This window comes from Algoriphagus aurantiacus (genome assembly GCF_035156405.1).
Taxonomy (GTDB): Bacteria; Bacteroidota; Bacteroidia; order Cytophagales; family Cyclobacteriaceae; genus Algoriphagus; species Algoriphagus aurantiacus.
This window is the reverse complement of the sequence record NZ_JAXRUT010000013.1, coordinates 54,075-73,268: the sequence shown is the minus strand read 5'-3', so window position 1 is coordinate 73,268 and position 19,194 is coordinate 54,075. Positions and strand designations below refer to the sequence as shown.

The following is a 19,194-nucleotide window of genomic DNA, read 5'->3' as shown; positions in this document are numbered from 1 at the left end:
TCTTGCTACTCATAGGAGGAGGGTTGGGGGCTGGCTGGGTGAAGTTTGCAACTTCACCCTAGTATTAGGATCAATTTGTAATTGAATAGACTGTTCTCTATTCAATTACAAATTGTTTTTAATAGAAAGGCGTAGTTACAAACTACGCCTAGCTCAATGCCTATTCCACGCTTAGAGGGGAACCGTTTTAAGATGAAGTTTTACGTTTCTAAAAACACACTTAAAAGCCAGATTATTGAGTGAATTTTTTAATCTTTATCATACTCCAATGAATAGAGGAAAATAATATGACCCTAGATTACCCTTCAGTATTGTTTTTTTTAGCACTCAATAATTTATTCATTATTGCTTTATTCATCTATCAATATTTTTACCATCACAAGCGATGGTATTTGCTGTTAGTTGCACTGGGGATTGCGTTTCAGGTAATCGCTATCGTTCTGTTTAATTTTAGAGATCATTTTCCCCCTTTATTTTCAATCCGGATAAGCAATTTCCTTATGATTTCCAGTTTTGCACTGACTTCATTTGGCCTTCTTTCTTTCGATGGTAAAATTCGAAAAAAGCTCATGTGGGTTTTCATTACTGCCGTTTTTCTGAGTTTTTCCTGCAGTTTAATTGTCGAAGAAAACAACACAATTCTCAATGTAATACGGATAGCATCCTCTTCATTTTTCTTTGGAGTTGGCTCCTATTATCTTTTTACCAATAAGAATAAGTACAAATCCGCTTTACTGATAAGTGGAGTGCTTTTGATCTATTCTGTGTTCCAGCTGAGCAGGGCTTTTTATATTTACCAATTAAATCAATCTTATATTTTTACAACTAATTCAACGATTGGTAATTGGTTTCTGATAATTTCACTATTTGTCATAAGTGGTTCCTGTATAGGTTTCATTATGCTTTTAAAGGAGATTGATCAAAAAACCATACTTGAAAAAAATATAATAATACAACAGAGTAAGCTTAAACTAGAAGAATTACACCTAACCCAAAATAAGTTATTTTCCATCATTGCACATGATCTAAGAAATCCATTTAACAATATTATAGGCCTTTCTGAGCTCCTCAAAGAAAGCGATATGGGTGAAGTAGAATCTGTAGAATATATTGATCTAATTAATTCTACTGCAAGAAACACCCTTAATTTGCTCGATAACTTGTTGAGTTGGGCAAAATCACAAACGGGGGAATTAAGTTTTATCCCAGAGAAAATCAGACTGTCCAGAGTCATAACTGAGATACTCTGGCTTAAAGAATCGCTTGCAAAGGCTAAAAATATTTCTTTGAATTATGCACCATCGAGTGATATCGTATTATATACAGACAGAAATATTTTAGGGACTATTTTGCGAAATCTAATTTCGAACGCAATAAAATTCACAAATCAAGGAGGGTGCATTGATATCTTAGCGACTACAAGCGAGGATGAGGTGGAGATTTCTATTTGCGACAATGGAGTAGGAATGAGCGAAGAGACCATTCGTAAGATTTTTGACCCATCCACTACCATGACATCCCGAGGTACTAATAACGAAGGTGGTACTGGCTTAGGTCTAGTACTTTGCAGAGAGTTTGTGAAAAGACTTGATGGGCATCTTTGGGTTGAAAGTGTAGAGGGACAAGGAAGTAATTTCAAGTTCACCCTACCTTTAGCAAGTGAGGTTCTTCCGTCTTCCAGCTCCTTAAACAAAGAAATTTAGCTGTCTGGCGTAATTGCCGTCAATCATTAAAAATGAAATCCTTTTGAACTGAAAAGCGTTTCTAGCTATAATATATGAAGTTGTGCCCTGCGGCGGCACTTACGAATTCATTTTTTCAATTCGTAGACATAACAAGCAGTTTCATCAAACGCTCTTTCTTCTACAAATTCAAATCCAAGTCTTTCATAAAATCTATGTGCTTTGCTGTTGGATTTCAAAGGGTCAATCAGAATTCCATCGATTGAAGGATTTTTAAAGCACCTTTGAATTGCAAGTTCCATCATAATGGTTCCGTATCCCTTATTAAGATTGTTTTCTTCTCCAATCCAAATATCGATTGCTCTTTTATTCGGTTCTACCTTCCCCCAATAGTGAGTCTCCTCCAAGTAGGGGTCAATTATTTGTATAAAGCCGATGGGTTTTTGATCAAGTTCGGCAACCAATTGCTCTCTCCATTCTGGATTACGGCTCAATTCCATTTCCCAATTCCAATCGTCATCAGGATCACAGTCAATTACATGTTGCTTTGTGTCCCAATACTTGAGTAATTCAAGATCATTTATTGAAGCGGGTCTTAAAATCATCATGCTCTTAGATCAATTTTACTAAACCGATGTCATCACTCAATTTTATTTTGCCCAACTAATTTTGGTTGTTCGGTCGAGGTATATTATTGCGTCAAATGCTTTTCCGATTTCTTGCGTTTCAGTTTGACTAGTTCTTACCTGTGCGCCAGCACCACTCATTGTGGTTAGTGGCATATTTAATAACTCATGCAAGCTTTTGTCTTTTCGTGCTTCACGGATGTTTAAAAAAGCATTGGGATTTCCAAAGCTTTTTAAGCATTCGGTAAAGGTGTTTTCCACAATTTGGTCATAACTGAAGGGTTCCATTTTCCAATCACTTGAAAAAGCTAAAAACTCGCCAAACCCAAAATCAGTTGCGATATTGAAATAGGATTCCCCATAAATTTTTCTCAATTGGTGTCCTGCAACATCCACGATTCCGTTATCAACCCAATCGCCCACGTGAGCATTATGTGCCCAATAAAATGCTTTTGATTGCTGCCCTTGAAAATCTAAAATCCATTGAATGTTTTCACCCATATAGATATCCCGAAAGTCGTGTTTTCTCTGTTCCGCATTTTGGTTAATTGCAGTAACAAACTGACCCAAAACTTCAATATGATGGTATGCTAGATTAAATGACTCTTCTGATGTTTTGCTTTTGAAAGTTTCGAAATTATCTATAAAGTATTTTTTCAACTTTATGTATGATAAATAATAATCTGATTTTTCACTTTCTTCGATAGGTTGCCATAAGTGTTTTTCAAATCCTTCTATTTTGTAATCAGAGTCCACTGTTTTTAAATAGTCTTGGATACGATTGACGTCTGAAATTACGTACTGCATTTCACAGCCATATAAGTGAATTTTTTCTGAATTATTTTGATTGTAGGCTCTCAGCCAATTCATTAACTGATAGAACTCTTCTGTTTTATATCTCCAGGTAGAGTTATGCTCATCCAAAATGATTTTTAAATCATCTCTTACTCCCTGAATGTAATCATCTAAATATACCCCTTCTCCAAAACCCGTTTCGAGGATGAAAATTTTAAATCCGTGCTTGTCGGATAGGTATTCCATTAATTCCTTCGCAAGAACAGTGAATTCAGATGTTCCGTGAGTATCTTCTCCATAGCCGACAATTCGGACGTCTGTTAATTGGCTATCAAGAAATGTAAATGAATTTGCTTTTAAGCTATCAAAACTGGCAGCATACTTTTTTAACTCAGGGCTACATTGTGCATTGCAGAAAGAATTCACGAAAACAAGCAGTAAAAATGTTAGTACAAATTTCATAGTTCTGTTTTAGATGAGAGATAACGGGTATAATTAGTAGTCGATTACGGAGTACAAACAATTCAAATTTTGATGATGTGGAAGCGGGCTACAAACGCTGGTGTTTTGACAACCTCGGCTGTCTTTTTATGTGACGATTTACTCTTCATTCTTATGTGCATCATGGCGAAGGCACACTCCCGCTTGAGCGGAACAGGCTGTGAGCTTATGGCTCACGGCCGTCTACGACTAGCGGTTCATTGTTTTTCGTTTCACTTCACAATGTTTTAATACGCTTAAAAATTTTGTATTGTGTTTCTAAAACTAATAAATTAAATCCGTGTGCAGTTTTGGGCAATAAATAATATTTCTTTTTAGGGGCTTTAATTTTATTGAAATATTTTTTGGTTTCTTCTTTTGATGTTAATATGTCCTCATTGCCCTGTATTAAGTAAACAGGAATTTGAAAATCTAAATTGTCTTTCATTAAGTTAATGTCTGCACTCATTGATTGCACGTCCAATTGAGTATCTCCTGTATAATTTACAAACGAAAAGTCGTCTCCATTGCTTCGATCCTGATTGTCTTTATCGTTATTATATTCTGGAGAAGGCACAAACCAATTCTCAGGAGCTGGAGTTGAATTCATACCCTCATATTTTTTTAAAACCCGAAATAAAAGACCTACATTTTTTGCCCTGTCATAAGGAGGTTTGCCGATTGTGTTTAATACTTCTAAAGCATCTTGGTCATTTTTGGTCTCTGCCATTTTGTAAATTTTATTGTAAAAATCAATGTCAATGGTAGGATTGACAATTTGAGAGTGTCCAATGTATGCGTAATAAAGTTCTGGTCGCTTTGCTGCCATTTTTACTCCAAGTGCTGAACCCCAAGAAGTACCGAATAGAATGATTTTTTGTTTGTCTAAATAGTTTAAAAGATATTCTGATAATTCAATTCCATCATTTGTCATAATGTCGATTGATAATGGGTTTTCTTTTAAATATTCAGGTGTTAGTTCTTCTGGTGCATATTTACCAAAGGTTTTTCCTGTACCTCGTTGATCCCATTGAACTATTATAAAATCCTTTTCCAACTCTTTGTAGAGTTTGTCTGAGTATGGGCTTAACGGACTGCCTGGACCTCCGTGTAGAAAAAGAATTATTGGTTTTGAACTATCCCCTTTGATTGTTACCCATTGTTCTATACCATTAATTAAAATAAAATTTTCCTCAGAAATTTTAGTGTTTAGGGTTGATTTTTTATTGTCAATTTCAGTTTGGCCACTTACTACTGTTGGTATTGCAAATGAAAGAAAAAGGAAAATGATGTTTACCCAAAATATAGATGGTCTGTAAGTATTTATGATTTTCATTCTATCTTTTTTTGATGTTGTTCCTGTTGTTTGACCGAGGCAGGCGGTACAATGACCGCTAACGTATTTGCGCTTGGCAAAGAAGCGGATTTAGTAGCACTTCACTGTCAGTCAAGTACAACAGCTTAAGCGGGAAATCTTGGTTTAACCACTGAATCTCCGTTTTAGGGCTGCTTTTACCAGCTGTGCTATTTTGCCTTTATTTTATTTCCTCTTGCATCGTGTGTCACTTCTGCAAGTCCAAGTGCTTCCATAAGAGGTGGAATATACATGCCCACTCGTCCACGAAGTCCTTTTTTAAGCCCATACCAGCCGCCAACGGGATTATTTTCAGAACGTCCCCAAGCCTCGACAGTTCCTTCTTTTGCTGATTTTTGTTCATCTGCACTTCCAAGTTCCATCCAGTCACCGTGCTTTTTAAGCATCTTATGCATATCGTCAATAATGCTGATGTTATAAAGCAATACTGTTTTACCAACTGTACAAACCAAAACTTCGTCACCATCTTTTTGGTCAACGTGCATTGTATATTCACTTGACAATGGTGGTGTTTTTAATGCCATTGGTTTGTCTTTTGTTCCAATTTTATTTTTCATTTTTTTAATGGTTTGACATAAGTTGTTTAGCTTTTCTGATAAGTTCAATGAAATTTTCTAAGTTTATATCCTCTACTTTCTTAAAAGTAATGCTGCTTTTTCCGACTTTCACTTTACCTAATTTGTCTGCATATTTTTCAGTTAGATATTGCTTGTCCTCAACAGCATTAACATAAATGCTGATATAATTTTTCTGGGCTGCTAATCCTATTTTGAACCACTCAACCACTGCTTTTTTGGGCCTGACATAGTTCAAGTCTCCATAACCAATTATGCTTTGTTCACTGCCTCCCCAGAACTTTCCTTGCCAAAGGACTCGGGGTTCATTAGCCATTATTTTAGATATTTCTGAGTCTAAATAAGCCATATCGACTTGCTTTTCAGTGAGTGTGCTTATAAAAATATCCGGGCTTAAATCTACCTTAATCATAATTTTGTTTTTGAGGGTGCGTCATTGCATAGTAGGCGAACTGTTGATTTATATTCCATTCGTGAATCTATTTGCCAGTTTTGCTCCAATACACTTTTGTTCACTTTTTTTAGAGATCATAGAAAGCATACAAGACCATACCGACGAAGGGAATTCTTGACTAGATCTATTCACTTATCGTCAAATAGGAATTCCAGCAGCACTACCTGTTTCTTCTTGATCTTCCCATTTCGGATAAAAATTGTTTTCATCAGCCTTAGTTGAAAAGTATCATCAAAATACTCAAAAACTGGCTTATAAAAAATCCCACAGGTTTGAAATTTCAAATTGAAATCTAAGGTTTATGAATTATAAATAGTGATTGAAGTTCAATAGTAGCTCGTCAATCGTAATTCGTAAATCAAGAATACTAGCTTTCTGACTACACCGAGAAGGGGGGCACTCAGGTATATTTGGCATAAAATTACCTTAGATCAATTTCGCTAAGGCAATAAGGATACCCACCAAACCACCTACCACGGCTCCGTTAAGACGAATGTATTGCAGATCGCTTCCAACTTTTTCTTCAATTTGAGCGACTAACTCCTCATTGTCCAGCTTGCTGAGACTGTTGCGAACCATATTGCCGATTTCTGAATGAAATTGGCTGATTAACTGAGAGACAGTATCTCTTATCCATCGATTGATTTTGCCTTTTACTTCGAGATCATTTTCCACATCAAGAATCATCTTATTCAACTTGGAAATCACAAATTGCATGAGTGGTGTCTCATTAGTTGAAAGTTGTTGACCGATTGTTTGCCTGAAGCCTGCCAATAGGTTTTGAATGATCTTTTCGGCATCTGCATGTTGTGTAAATCCCTGGATGAAATCATAGACCATTTTCCTGCTTTCCGCATCCCCAGAAGTAAGTTGCTGCGCAAAATCCAACATCCAATGATCAAATTTGGAACGGATCGGATGGGAAGGATTTGCTTTGGCTTCAGCTAAAAATTCCTCTGCTTCCCTGAGAAGATCATCAGCAAGTACATTCAGATCAATACCTCCGATAGACTTTGCCAAGGAAAGGGTAAGTCCTTTTATTAGGCTTTTATTTCCGTATTCAGCTGCTGCATATTCCAATTTGTCGAGCAGAAGTTTTCTGGTGTCAGGGCTGTGTATTGCGGTGGAACTTGCCTCAATCATCAGCTCCCAAAGCTGGTTATGTTCGCCATTTTTAATCGATTTCTCAAGCCATTCCCCAAGCGTTGGGGCCAGATCCAGTTCGTTGATCTGTTCGTAGAGTGTAGTTTTGAGTGTAGCAGCCATTTTTGGATTGTCTAACTCGTCCGCCAATTTTACCACGATTGTCTTCACCACGGCAATAGTTTTTTGTTGGTTAAGGGGCTTTTTCAGAAAGGATAGCATAGTCTGTGCAGGATCTATTTCGCTCATTTTCTCCGAAATCACTTCTGGAGAAAGCCATTGGTTGGTCACCAAATCGACGATGCCTTCAGTCAGCTTCCCCCTGTTTTTGGCAATGATATTGGTGTGTCTTCTGAAATATGGAATGGGGATCTCACGGAACAGCGCACTTACGGCAAACCAATCTGCAAATCCTCCGATTGCTGCTGCCTCAAAACCTGCCAATACTACCTTCCAGCCCTGATGGGATAGGACCCCCATACGTAACATCACTTCAAAAAATATTAAACCGATAAGTGCAACGGCTAGGGAGATTGTTCCAATTCTGTTTTTCATCTGCTGATAATTTGTTTTTTAATGGTAAGATGGAATCTCGCCTGGAGGATAAACATCCCTCTGTGTGTCGCTTCCTTCATTCTCGATTTCTATGTTCTTTTGGCTTGGCCCAAAAGAACCCTGCCTACCGGACAGGCAGGCAAAAGGCCAAGACGCCAGCAAAGCTTCTCCCCGCATCCCGATAACTATCGGGACAGCCGCCTGGCTTCCTCCTTCGCCGGACAAGACTGCTGCTGCGTCACCTCCCGATTCACTGCGTTATCGGGACAGGCTCTGCGCGCCCTAACCACAAACAAATCTACTGATGCGGTGGATGCTGGGCTATAATCATCCACCTGTGTGGCGCTTTAGTCATTCTCGATTTCATAGGATTGTTTAAAGCAATTAAAGTCCGTAATAGAAATGCAAATGAGTAATGCGGGTTTAACTATCAACGCCACAATTATCGGTCTAATAACTAGTTTGTGGTTTAGACTGAGTGAAGTTCGTAACTTCCTGCTAAGGTCATGACGCATTACAACCTTCCAATAATTTAACGACTAAAAATATCTGGACATGCTTACCAAACAAGAAATCGAATTTTTAGATACCTATGGTTATGTTGATTTAGGTCAATTATTGACTGCTGAGCAAGTCAAACAAGTGAATGTAAGGATTGACGAATTGATGCAGTCAGAAGGTGAAGATGCAGGGGCAGAATTAGCAGAGTCAAAATACATCCGCCATCCCAAAGAAGAAGGGGCAGACCGCTTGGCTAATTTGGTCAATAAAGGCGCTATTTTCGATGTTTTTTATACGCATCCTCGTGTGTTAGCGGGTATTGAGGCGGTTTTAGGAAAGGAATACAAATTATCCTCGCTTAATTATCGGGCAGCAAAGCCTAAACAAGGGCTTCAAAAACTTCATGTGGATTGGAAAAATACGTTCGTGAATGGCTCGTATAAAGTATGCAATAGTATTTGGCTTTTGGACGATTTTACAGCCTATAATGGTTCTACCCGAATCGTGCCTGAATCACATAAATTAAGCACCTTGCCCGATGAAGTGATGGCAGACCCACTTGACAAACATCCAGACGAAATCCGGATTATAGCTCCCGCAGGGTCGGTGTTTATTTTCAACTCGCACGTTTGGCATGGCGGCACAACTAATCAAACTGACCGTGTACGTAGGAGTATCCATAGTTATTTTTGCACAAGAGAGCAACCCCAACAGATAGACCAAAAAAAGTATATAACAGAAGAAACTTTACAGCGTATAGGGGAAAAGGGGAGCCATATTTTGGATGTTTAGGATACACCCGTCTATTCGACATTAGCCAGTTTTCATTTAAAAATTTAGAAACGTGATAATATTCAATTGATTTCGAGAAGTACTATTGGCGGATTGGTTCATAATGCCAATTTCTGTTCTAACGTTTTTTGAAAATCTATATCCAAGTCCGCCATAAAGCCTGTTTCTGTCGAAAAATGTTTGTTCTGTATTCATGAATATTTCATTATATGTGGACAGATAAAGGGTTTTGTCTGCGAGTTGTTTTTTGTTTAATGCCACATTAAGGGCAAGAAAATATCTTAGCCTAAGTTTGAAGTCATCTTCAATAAATCGTTGCTCAAATCTGTAGCGGTGTTGCAGAGCAAAGCGTCCAAACGTTTGCCGGGTAATGAATTGCTGATAAATCCGGTGTTCGTTAAAACTGGTTTTTTCATCCGTGTTCTGGATATAAGGTTCACTATAAACAAAACCATATCCCAGAAGAATATTATTGTTGTTTTCCGAAAGGTTATATCCTAAACCCGTTCTCAAGAGCAGCTGCTCTGTGTCGCCTATAAAATTGAAGTTACGATACTGAACTTCGTGGTGCCAATTGAATTTGTCATTGATTTTTTTGTCCCCAAAATAAATCCACCAATTACCAAAATCAGTATTCTGAGCAAATAGCGATATGGGTGCAAATAATAGTATGATTAGCAGTCTTTTCATTATTGATTGTATTGTGAGCACCTGTGGTCTGCGTCCTCAAAGAGCAAACTTATGATGATTATTCTATTCTGCGAGTCACAGACTGGGTAATTGGAGCCAAAGCAGGATTGATGGTAAATGCTAGCGTCTGAGTCCCTACTATCAATATCAATTTCAAATTGATTAGGATAGAAAGGTGTAATTGCTTCCGACTGTTGTACGGAACTACACCGAGCTCAACGCTTATTCTCTTGTTTATTATGTAATTTTTCCTAGCCGCAGCAATATAGGAAAACGGACTTCTTTAGTTTGGTCGTTGTCCCATAGTTGCTCAATTTCTGCTTTTAATTTGTCAATTGGATTATAGTTGTTTTGTCGGATAAAATGTTTTACAGCTGACCAAGTATTCAGATATCCAATCAAATGACCTAAGGTCCAATGTTGTGTATTTACAAAATCTGGTGTTTGGATTTCATTGAATGGGAACGGAATGCTTTTATAGTTTTCGTCAATATACTTTCGTTCTTTGTCCCAATATTCGCCAATAACATTTTCGTAAAAGTCCCCGATTAAGACGTCAATTTGTTCGGAAACTTCAACTTTGCCATAGCCTACCACACAAAGCAACGCATTCTCTTTTGCTGTTCGTCTTACTTCATTATAAAAGTGTTCAAAGTCAAACCAATGAATGGCTTGCGCGACGACAATCAAGTCAAATGAGCTATTATCAAAATTGGTTTTCTCGGCAGGCTGAACTGAATATGAAATATAGTCTGCTTGTAAAGCATTGTCAATTTGCGACTGGCTAATGTCGGTTGCATAAACGTTATCAAAAGTTTTTGCTAATTCATAAGCAACTTGTCCGTTTCCAGTACCGCAGTCCCAAGCAGATTGTTTGTTCTGAATGATTGAGTTTAGATATGAAAATAAGTCTGACGGATATGTCGGCCTGTATTTGGCATATTTGTCTGACTGTGTTGAAAAGTTGTCTTTCATAAATAATAATTGTTTCCTAGCTCAACGCCAAATCTCCGCTCAGTGGGGGTATTATTTGCTGATTGGTGCTATGAAGAACTGATATGCATGCTTATCTGCTCCATTTACTTCTCCATTTTGGCCTATACCAATTCGTGCGTTAAGATTAATATCCTTCTTTTCAAAAGTATATTGAATTATTGATGTCGGGATTGTGGATTCAAATGCACTTGTGCCACTGAATAGTATCATCGCACACACCATACGTCCCTTGTAAAGTTTATTTGTCTTAGAATCAAATACGCTTCTTATCAAAATCCCTCCATATCCACCGGTTTCTTCATTTCTTAACGCAATTTCATTTGATCCTTTTCCAATATCTCTTATTCCGATAAACTGGTAAATGTTTTTCCATAAAATCCGCTCAAGCCAGTGTTCCTCGTGCCTACCCATAAATTTCCAGCTTGTCTTCTAAAATACTCAAAACACCGTCTTGGATCAAACCATCTTTCTCTGAAAAGTTTTTAAAGGTTTTCCCATCGTAACGCCACACACCTCCCTCGGTTTCTCGTTTTGAAGGATGCCAGCCTCAGTGCCAAACCAAATATTTCGTTTTTATCCTCTAAAAGTCCACGAAACCATTCTTCATTATCCGGTCTGTAATGATTATAGAATCACCCTCAATTACCCCCCTTCCACCACAGCAAATTCAGCCAGGATCATGGGGAGAAATTCTTCAACAGATATTCCAAACCGTTATTCCAATCCAGTGTCAAATAAATCAAGGTCTGTGAGAGGACTGGTAATAGATTGCCAAACAGAAACTGAAATGTTTTTGCTTGTTATCAATTTAAGGATGCATTTGGTACATGGGTACCTGTAGGTGGTCAATATCTTTTTTTATGTAATTATTCGAACTATACTTTTGGAACTGTTACAATTAAGAATCTGAGTAATCTCATAATTTCCACCATAACAATCTTTAATAAACGCTTAACATACATGAAGAAAATCAGTCTAATAAGTAATTTAATCATATATCTCTTTCTGTTCGCTTCATGCACTCAAGAAAAAACACAAGAGACCACCAACCAGGAAAATATTGCTCAGCAACTTCAGGAATTAACAAATACGTTAACCAAAGCTGAGAAAAATGATGATTTGAAAACCTTCCTTAACGTCTATACCAAAAATGCCATAAGTATGCCTGAATACCAGCCGCCACTAATGGGCGTTGGAGAAATTGAGTCATTTTATAAAGAAATATTTCAAAGGCAAAGCATCAAAAATTACCATAGAACGGCCAATGAAATAATAGAACTTGACTCTACCATTATTGAAATAGGAACTTTTACAAAGGAATACACCAATACAAATGATGATTCTCTTTTAACTCAAAATGGCAAGTATTGGAATATATGGGCTCTTCAACCTGATGGCGGCTTTAAGCTAAAAGGCGAACTATTTGGTTCTTTTCATCAGGTCGAAAACCCAGCTTCCTTGACAGTGAAAATCAAAAAATCAAATTCAGATAAAACAGCACCTTATTCAGAACATGAAATTCCTGTAGAATTACGAGCTTTTAAAGCCCTGGATGAAATGTATGTTAGACGCAGGGCAGGAAGTTTAAAATCTGATTTATACACACAGGATGCAAAGTTTATGCCTTTCGCAGAACCCATAGTAAGCGGAATTGAAAAGATCAAACCTTATTTTATTGAATATACCAGTCGTGGAGAGGTTAACATTGACTCCATTTCCCTTGGAACCTTATACTATGAATATTCTGAGGATTATGTATTGGAATATGGAACATTCAATGTGAAATGGAGCACAGATACTTACGCTGGCAGCGCAGCCGGAAAAGGCATAAAGCTTTGGAAAAGACAACCCAATAAATCCCTTAAAATATTCAGGCATGCAGGCTCACATGATTACGTGGAATAAAACTTTTGATGCTACAAATCCTAAATTTTAATGCTCTAAACATAGCTTTATGACCCAAACAAAATTAATATGGATGCTTCTATTCACAGCATTTATAAGCAACCATTCAAATGTATTTGCGCAGGAAGTAAAACATGGTTCGGTAGTTACAGAGACCCTTGTTTCTACCATACTCCAGGAAAACCGTATCGGCCTGGATCCAAACCGCAGTATCAAAATTTACCTGCCACCGGGCTACACCGGATCTCGCAGGTCCTACCCAGTTGTGTATTATCTTCATAATATTTTCTGGAGTCCAGCACAAATGTTTGAAGATGGTAACCTCGTAAGCTTTTTAGAAAGGGGCTTTTCAAATGAAGTTGTAAAGGAATTTATACTCGTGGCGGCAGATTTCAGCACTCCAACAACGGGAAGTATTTACGGAAATTCCCAAACTAGCGGACGATGGATGGACTTTATAATTGAGGAGCTTGTGCCTTTTATTGACAGTAAATTCCGTACCCTCCCTAACCGAAACAGCCGTGCCCTTGCAGGAGACTTTTTTGGCGGCTACGGGGCATTAAAACTTGCCATGATGCATGCTGATATTTTTAGTGTATCGTATGCATTACATCCGGTGGCTACTGGCTCCGGCCCCCAACCTTGGGGGTCAATTCCGGTAGATTGGAAGAAAATCCATCAGGCTAAATCCTGGGCAGACCTACCTAATGGTCGAGAACAAATATTTGTTTCCATGGCACAGGCTTTCCTACCAAACCCAAACCGGCCACCATTTTACTGCGACTTTTGGGTAGAATTTGAGAACAATGAACCAAAGCCTCATCCTGTAAATACAAGGAAAGCGCAGGTGGGATTCCTCCTTGATGAGACTCTTGATAAATATGCTTCCAACCTAAGAACTATGCGGGGCATTGCTTTCGATTGGGGCCGCTTTGATCCAACAAAGGCTCATGTACTTTCCAATAGAGCGTTCAGCCAAAAGCTTGAGGATTTGGGTATAGAACATGAGGCGGAGGAGTACAACGGCAATCAATACAATAGAAACTGGACAGAAAACGGTCGGTTCTATGCCCGTGTACTTCCATTTTTGGCGAGAAACCTAGTGTTTGAAGATTAATTTAAAAACCCACTTTATATAATAACTCAACCCAATAAATTTATGAAAAATAGTATAAAGATAACCCTAATCACAATCCTACTATTCAGTACAATAAATTATGCTTCCAATGGTCAAAGTATAATACAAAAAAACGTGGAGGATTATAAAACTGAAATAGAAGAGATAAACAGTAGAATAGAGCAATTATACAAAGCTGAAAATACAAAATCTTTGATGGAGTTGTATTCAAAACAGCTTGCCTATTTTCCAGAGTACAAACCAGCCATATTTGAAAAAGAAAAACTTAAAAATTTCTTTAATGACTGGTTTAAAGCAGGGGATGTAAAGGCATACAAGAAAAAAATATTTATGGTTGAAGCATACTCAGACCATCTCCTTGAAATTGGCACATTCAGATTAGATTATTTATCCGCTAACGAATCACCGGCTGAATTTACAGGCAAATACATGATCTTGTGGGAAAAAGATATAAAAGGAAAATTAACAATTGTATCAGAAACTTTTGGTGCGGATACATATATTGAACCTGAGGCAGTACCCTATGCATCTGTTCATGTTCAAGAAAGTAATTTTGTACCAAACCACCAAAATATTAAAAAAGAACTGCTAAGAGAAATCGAAGAAAATGATGCTTTATTATTGAAAGCTGTAGCTGAAGGGGATGGTAATGCAAGAGCTAACGGATTTACAAAAGATGCAGTCCTTATGTCAAATTTCGATTCTATTCGTGTAGGGATGGAAGTAATACGTCCAAAAATGTTGAAGACCTATACTCCAGCCACCCCCTATATTGTTAACCATACCTATAGTAGAATATATGATCTAGGGGATTATGTGTTTATTAATGGGCATTATAAAGGTGGGCTAGGAGATTCAGTACAGGGCGGAAATTTTCAAGGTAAGATGTCAAATCTTATGAAAAGAAATGAAAATGGTGTCCTCCTAATGCACCGGCAAATAGGCAATAGAGACAAAGCACAATATTAGGTAATAATAGCATGTATCATAATACCAAGTCCCCTTTATCTATGAATAATCTCTTTTTCCTTAAAAGCAAAATGCAATATATACCTGTAAAATTTAACTTTCTCCTTCTGTTAATTTTTTTATCTAATAGTGGTTATTCACAAGAGACCACCTTGGTTTCTAACGATATGATGGCTTCAGGAAGGTTGCAACAAAAAACGAAAAACCCTTTCAATAAATTTATTGGAGAATGGACATTAAAGGATGACAATTGGTCTCAAAACTGGGGAAACGGAACAGAAAACATAAGAATTCCAAATCATCATACCGTGTGCAAGGAACTTAATACAGATAACAGCCTCCTTGCGGTAATTGATGGGACTCCTCCATACGGACACATTTTTTGGTCCTACAATCCAGTGAAAAAGGAAGTAGATCATTTGTCAAGTTTTGGAACAACGAGAGCAGGTGTTGGAAAAGGAAAAGTAAACGAAAATGGTGACGTCACCTTAAAAATATCGTTTGCTGACGAGGCAGAAGGAACCTACAGACTATATACCTACAAGTGGATTTCAGAAAATGAATATGATTTGAAATCTATACAGTATAATGACAAAAACGAAGCAACGGGCTATTTCTACGGAGGTACATTTGTCAGAATAGATACAAAATAATTAGTGAGGATAGAAATCAGATCAATTATAAAAATATCACTAATGAAAATACAATCAAAAACCTATAACAAAAGTCTTTGGAAAACTGGGGTTTTATTTATAATGATTTCAGCACTTTCTATGCAGTCTATGAAAGCCCAACTCTCTGATAAATATGAGGGTTATGAACAACGTGTGTATAAAGGAATGCCGTATGGCCTGTTTAAGCCGGTAAATTATAATCCTGATATATCCTATCCTCTTATTGTTTACCTGCACGGAAGCACTGATACTGTATCCCGGGATATTCTATGGTACAAAGAATCTATTCAGAGTATAAATCCCTCTTTTGTCTTAAGCCCCAAAACAACAGAAGCTAATCTGGGTTGGGGTGATACATGGAATAATACCAATGGTGATGCACAAAAGAAGGTTATGGAATTAGTAGATATATTAGTGGAACAATATAATATCAATACTAGCAGGCTTTACATCTACGGCATATCAATGGGAGCATTTGGTGTTTTCTCTGTATTATCCAATTACCCAGAGAAATTTGCAGCTGCTTATGCTGTTTGTGGTGGTTCAAGTATAAATGTGGCAGATAAAATGCTATCTACACCACTATGGATATTTCATGGGGAAATGGATGATGTTGTTCCTGTCAGATTCTCAAGGGAGATATATAACGAAATTGTGAAATTGGGAGGTAAGAAAGTAAAATACACTGAATATCCGGGGGTAAAACACAACAGTTGGGAAAATGTATCCCAAGAAAAAGAGCTGGGTAATTGGCTTTTTTCATATGAACGAGGAAAATAAGCAGGCCTGAAACTATACAATCCGTGGAACCTTTGAAGTGCATGAAAAAGAAAAATTAATGATTATTTTTCCACAGCTTATTTCCTACTATCTGTTCCACAACTTCTTTTCTGAAGTTTCGGCTTATAGGTATTTTATGGTCATGTATCATAATCTCATGACTTTCAAGCCTATCTATTTTCGGAACAGAAACGATGTATGACTTGTGAACCTGCAAAAACATATTCGCATCCAGGTATTGGGCAACGGACTTTAAATTAAGGAGTGTGATAAATTTTTGTTCTCTTGTATATATAATCACATAATTCTGCATGGCTTGTATAAATAGAATAGCATCGAAATAAACCTTTTCATATTTTCCATTGCATTTGATAAAGAAATAAATATCTGTAATCAGGGTTTGCTGCGTATTGAGTGTTTGATTTTGCAGCATGTATTGTTCTTTTGCCTTTAAAGCACTTTTAAAAAAGCGGTTGAAAGTTATGGGTTTTAATAAATAATCGAGCACATTAAGTTCATAGCCTTCTAAGGCATAACTGGGGTATGCCGTAGTTAAAATAACCATGGGCAGGCTTTCGGAAATTTTCAAAAATTCAATACCGTTCATTTGCGGCATCTGAATATCCAAAAATAGGAGGTCCATCACCGTTTTATCTAAAATTTCGGTGAGTTCCAGGGGAGTACTGCCTTGTCCTGCCACTTGTAAAAAATCAACTTCATTGATATAATTTACAATGCATTCCCTGGCCAAAGGCTCATCATCTATGACTATACATTTAATCATTTACTGCTTTTTCAAATTTCTGATTTTCTTTTAAATGCAACAGAAGGCTCACTTCAAAAACATCATTTGCTTCTATTATTTCCATTTTATGCGCATCCGGATACAATAAATCCAGTCTTCTTTGCACATTTTTTAATCCCAATCCATTATACTTTACCACATCGACTTCAGATATTCCGTTTTTGCATACATTATTCTTCACGCTGAACGCCATTTGATTATTCTCTATATGCATTACTATTTTAATCCAGTTTTTAGTATCCTTACCATCTTTTGCCACATGTTTGAATGCATTTTCTATAAAGGGCATAAGTATAAAAGGTGCTATAGCAAGGTTGTTTGTGTTTTTTGCCAAATCTGTTTGCAACTCAAAATTTGCGTTTTGCCGTAATTCTTCTAATTCAATAAAACTTTGAATATAAGCTATCTCTCTTTCAAGAGGGATCTGTGATTCATTACATTCGTAAAGCTGATAACGCAACAATCCGGAGAATTTCGCAAGGGATTCTGACGCCATCGCTGTATTTTTATCTATTAAAACAAAGATGGAATTAATTGTATTGAACAGAAAATGGGGATTGAACTGTGACTTCAGGAATTTAAGTTCTGTTTCCAGTTTTTCTTTTTCCAGTTCCCGCCTCCTGCTCTGAGAAATTAACCAGCTTTTTGCTAACTTAATACTCATTCCAAATGTCATTGTTGAAACAGTAGAAGGTAAGGCACTGTTTTTAAAAATAACCCAAGGTGATTTATTTTTAAAGTGAACTTCGTAAGGATCATATCCAAACAATTCGGTTCCAATGAAGTAGCCTGACATGAGGATCAATGAAACAACTAAAATTGTTAAAAAAACAGAAATCAGAAATAATAAAAGACGGTCTTTTTCAAGTAACCGGGGTATTAGAAAATACAGGCAAAAATATACACCCAAGGCCTGAAATATTACAAAAAACAAAAAATTGATCGCCAAGGGCGGAAAAGAAAAATTGGTAAATGCAGTAATATTCTCTTCGTAATAGGTTAGCCATAAATAATGATATAATGCCCAAAAGGGAAGATGATATAGTTTGTACCTATAGAACCAACTATTCTTTAAAGTGATATTCACTCCAATCTTTTTTAGTTACTAATTTTGACTAAAATAATAAAAATAGAAATAGTATTCTTCTATCAACACAAATACCATAAAAAATATTGACACAGGGAATATTTTAGTTGACGTATGGTATTTACAGTATTGAGGATAGCTCGTTTTGATCAATTTCAAATTGATTAGAATATGAAAGCGTAGTTACAAATTACGCTTAGGCGAACGACTCCCCCCAGACGGGGGCAAAATTTACGATTTGACTCCACCGAAGTGAATTATAGCTTATAATTTATTCATATCAATTTCATAACCAGAGTTTCGCAGTTCGCGAGCAACCTTTAGATGCCAAGCATCGTCATTATCCATTTTTACATAAACAACTCCTGAAATGTCATTAGGGGTTTCAATTTCATCTTTAACTAAGGCACATACATTTTCTCTTCCAATTTTTCCTATTAAAAAGCCATGCTCAAAAATAACATTTTGTCTTGCCCGATTTTTCAAATTAGGTTTATCTTCACTTTTAGCACCAATGTCGCATGGTGTGTACAGTACGATCCCGAAACCTACATTTGAATACGCTTCAATTTTTTCAATTACAGTCTTGCTCCCACTTGCTTGCTCATGAAGTATAATTGGTCTTAAACCTAATTTTTCAATAAAGCGTGCTGTTTTGTTTTTCGCTGCTTCGTCATGTCCGTGAACGATAAATACTTCTGTTTTAGAAAGAGATTTTATGGGTACCGGAACTGAAATTAGGGCATCAATATTTACTTCAGATTTTAGCAATTCAGCTCTTGATAGTAAACTTTTCAGATTATCTACTTTATAAGTAACCAAATTTTTAAAAGTCTGTATAGGATTGCCTTGGACTTCCCCCATTTGTCCTATAAACGAGTAGCCAGCTTGACTATATGAAGCCATGTAATCATTAGTTTCAAAATTGAACACTTGTTTGAGCATTTCACTGTTATAGTCTGACCATAAATTGAAGGCAGATTTGGCAATAGCTAGGTCGGCTTGATTAGAAATGATACGTCCAGATAATTCTTCACCTATTTCAATTCGTTTTTCCAATTTGCTTACAAAATCAGAATTGCTGATAGTAAGCACTGCAGTCTGCTTTGGTGCTTGAGTAGTATTTCTTTTTTGCGCCATTATTTGTTGATGGTTTAAAATTCCCGCAATTG

The 19,194-nt window shown here is 36.9% G+C and carries 19 protein-coding genes; 7 read left to right on the top strand and 12 right to left on the bottom strand.

The features are described from left to right. Positions 1-500 precede the first annotated feature (500 nt). On the top strand, positions 501-1,703 hold the full coding sequence (locus tag SYJ56_RS13890) for a sensor histidine kinase (RefSeq protein WP_323835050.1): 1,203 nt from the start codon (positions 501-503) through the stop codon (positions 1,701-1,703). 107 nt (positions 1,704-1,810) lie between these two features. Here the strand turns inward: SYJ56_RS13890 and SYJ56_RS13885 are convergent, their stop codons facing one another. The 6 genes from SYJ56_RS13885 to SYJ56_RS13860 form a co-directional block, all read right to left on the bottom strand. Then, the gene (locus SYJ56_RS13885) at positions 1,811-2,290 is read right to left on the bottom strand and encodes a GNAT family N-acetyltransferase (protein WP_323835048.1); all 480 of its coding nucleotides are present in this window, start codon (positions 2,288-2,290) and stop codon (positions 1,811-1,813) included. A gap of 42 nt (positions 2,291-2,332) precedes the next feature. Continuing rightward, on the bottom strand, positions 2,333-3,565 hold the full coding sequence (locus SYJ56_RS13880; RefSeq protein ID WP_323835046.1) for an erythromycin esterase family protein: 1,233 nt from the start codon (positions 3,563-3,565) through the stop codon (positions 2,333-2,335). Positions 3,566-3,821: 256 nt separating this feature from the next. Next, positions 3,822-4,919, bottom strand: a complete 1,098-nt coding sequence (locus tag SYJ56_RS13875) for an alpha/beta hydrolase (protein WP_323835044.1) — start codon at positions 4,917-4,919, stop codon at positions 3,822-3,824. A 188-nt stretch (positions 4,920-5,107) separates the two neighbouring features. Next, positions 5,108-5,515: a DUF6855 family protein gene (locus SYJ56_RS13870; protein ID WP_323835042.1), complete on the bottom strand. Its 408-nt coding sequence runs from the start codon at positions 5,513-5,515 to the stop codon at positions 5,108-5,110. Positions 5,516-5,519: 4 nt separating this feature from the next. Beyond that, the gene (locus tag SYJ56_RS13865; RefSeq protein WP_323835040.1) at positions 5,520-5,945 is read right to left on the bottom strand and encodes a DUF1801 domain-containing protein; all 426 of its coding nucleotides are present in this window, start codon (positions 5,943-5,945) and stop codon (positions 5,520-5,522) included. 468 nt (positions 5,946-6,413) lie between these two features. Then, on the bottom strand, positions 6,414-7,685 hold the full coding sequence (locus SYJ56_RS13860; protein ID WP_323835038.1) for a DUF445 domain-containing protein: 1,272 nt from the start codon (positions 7,683-7,685) through the stop codon (positions 6,414-6,416). Between the two features lie 555 nt (positions 7,686-8,240). On the opposite strand from SYJ56_RS13860, the gene SYJ56_RS13855 reads away from it, so the two are divergent. Continuing rightward, a complete protein-coding gene (locus SYJ56_RS13855) occupies positions 8,241-8,978 on the top strand; it encodes a phytanoyl-CoA dioxygenase family protein (RefSeq protein ID WP_323835037.1) in 738 nt (245 codons plus the stop codon). Positions 8,979-9,014: 36 nt separating this feature from the next. On the opposite strand, the gene SYJ56_RS13850 is transcribed toward SYJ56_RS13855, so the two are convergent. From SYJ56_RS13850 to SYJ56_RS13840, 3 genes are all read right to left on the bottom strand, one after another. Further along, positions 9,015-9,668, bottom strand: coding sequence for a DUF2490 domain-containing protein (locus tag SYJ56_RS13850; RefSeq protein WP_323835035.1), 654 nt, complete (start codon positions 9,666-9,668; stop codon positions 9,015-9,017). A gap of 237 nt (positions 9,669-9,905) precedes the next feature. After that, on the bottom strand, positions 9,906-10,643 hold the full coding sequence (locus SYJ56_RS13845; protein ID WP_323835033.1) for a class I SAM-dependent methyltransferase: 738 nt from the start codon (positions 10,641-10,643) through the stop codon (positions 9,906-9,908). A gap of 51 nt (positions 10,644-10,694) precedes the next feature. Next, the gene (locus SYJ56_RS13840) at positions 10,695-11,075 is read right to left on the bottom strand and encodes a hypothetical protein (RefSeq protein ID WP_323835031.1); all 381 of its coding nucleotides are present in this window, start codon (positions 11,073-11,075) and stop codon (positions 10,695-10,697) included. 549 nt (positions 11,076-11,624) lie between these two features. Between SYJ56_RS13840 and SYJ56_RS13835 the strand changes: the two genes are divergently transcribed. The 5 genes from SYJ56_RS13835 to SYJ56_RS13815 are packed head-to-tail and all read left to right on the top strand — an operon-like array spanning position 11,625 to position 16,130. Further along, positions 11,625-12,569 carry a hypothetical protein gene (locus SYJ56_RS13835; RefSeq protein WP_323835029.1) on the top strand — a complete coding sequence of 315 codons (945 nt, stop codon included), beginning with the start codon at positions 11,625-11,627 and terminating at the stop codon, positions 12,567-12,569. 49 nt (positions 12,570-12,618) lie between these two features. Then, positions 12,619-13,686 carry an alpha/beta hydrolase-fold protein gene (locus tag SYJ56_RS13830; RefSeq protein WP_323835027.1) on the top strand — a complete coding sequence of 356 codons (1,068 nt, stop codon included), beginning with the start codon at positions 12,619-12,621 and terminating at the stop codon, positions 13,684-13,686. 42 nt (positions 13,687-13,728) lie between these two features. Beyond that, positions 13,729-14,676, top strand: a complete 948-nt coding sequence (locus tag SYJ56_RS13825; RefSeq protein ID WP_323835025.1) for a Cif family virulence factor — start codon at positions 13,729-13,731, stop codon at positions 14,674-14,676. Between the two features lie 41 nt (positions 14,677-14,717). Beyond that, positions 14,718-15,329 (top strand): hypothetical protein, encoded by a 612-nt coding sequence (locus tag SYJ56_RS13820; protein ID WP_323835023.1) that lies wholly within the window; start codon positions 14,718-14,720, stop codon positions 15,327-15,329. Between the two features lie 42 nt (positions 15,330-15,371). After that, a complete protein-coding gene (locus SYJ56_RS13815) occupies positions 15,372-16,130 on the top strand; it encodes a carboxylesterase family protein (protein WP_323835021.1) in 759 nt (252 codons plus the stop codon). Between the two features lie 55 nt (positions 16,131-16,185). On the opposite strand, the gene SYJ56_RS13810 is transcribed toward SYJ56_RS13815, so the two are convergent. The 3 genes from SYJ56_RS13810 to SYJ56_RS13800 all read right to left on the bottom strand — a co-directional run bounded on the left by SYJ56_RS13810 (position 16,186) and on the right by SYJ56_RS13800 (position 19,162). Continuing rightward, positions 16,186-16,914, bottom strand: a complete 729-nt coding sequence (locus tag SYJ56_RS13810; protein WP_323835019.1) for a LytR/AlgR family response regulator transcription factor — start codon at positions 16,912-16,914, stop codon at positions 16,186-16,188. Then, positions 16,907-18,022 (bottom strand): sensor histidine kinase, encoded by a 1,116-nt coding sequence (locus tag SYJ56_RS13805; RefSeq protein WP_323835017.1) that lies wholly within the window; start codon positions 18,020-18,022, stop codon positions 16,907-16,909. The genes SYJ56_RS13810 and SYJ56_RS13805 overlap by 8 nt, the downstream gene beginning before the upstream one ends. Before the next feature lie 264 nt (positions 18,023-18,286). Beyond that, positions 18,287-19,162 (bottom strand): nucleotide-binding protein, encoded by an 876-nt coding sequence (locus tag SYJ56_RS13800; protein WP_323835015.1) that lies wholly within the window; start codon positions 19,160-19,162, stop codon positions 18,287-18,289. Between the last annotated feature and the right edge of the window lie 32 nt (positions 19,163-19,194).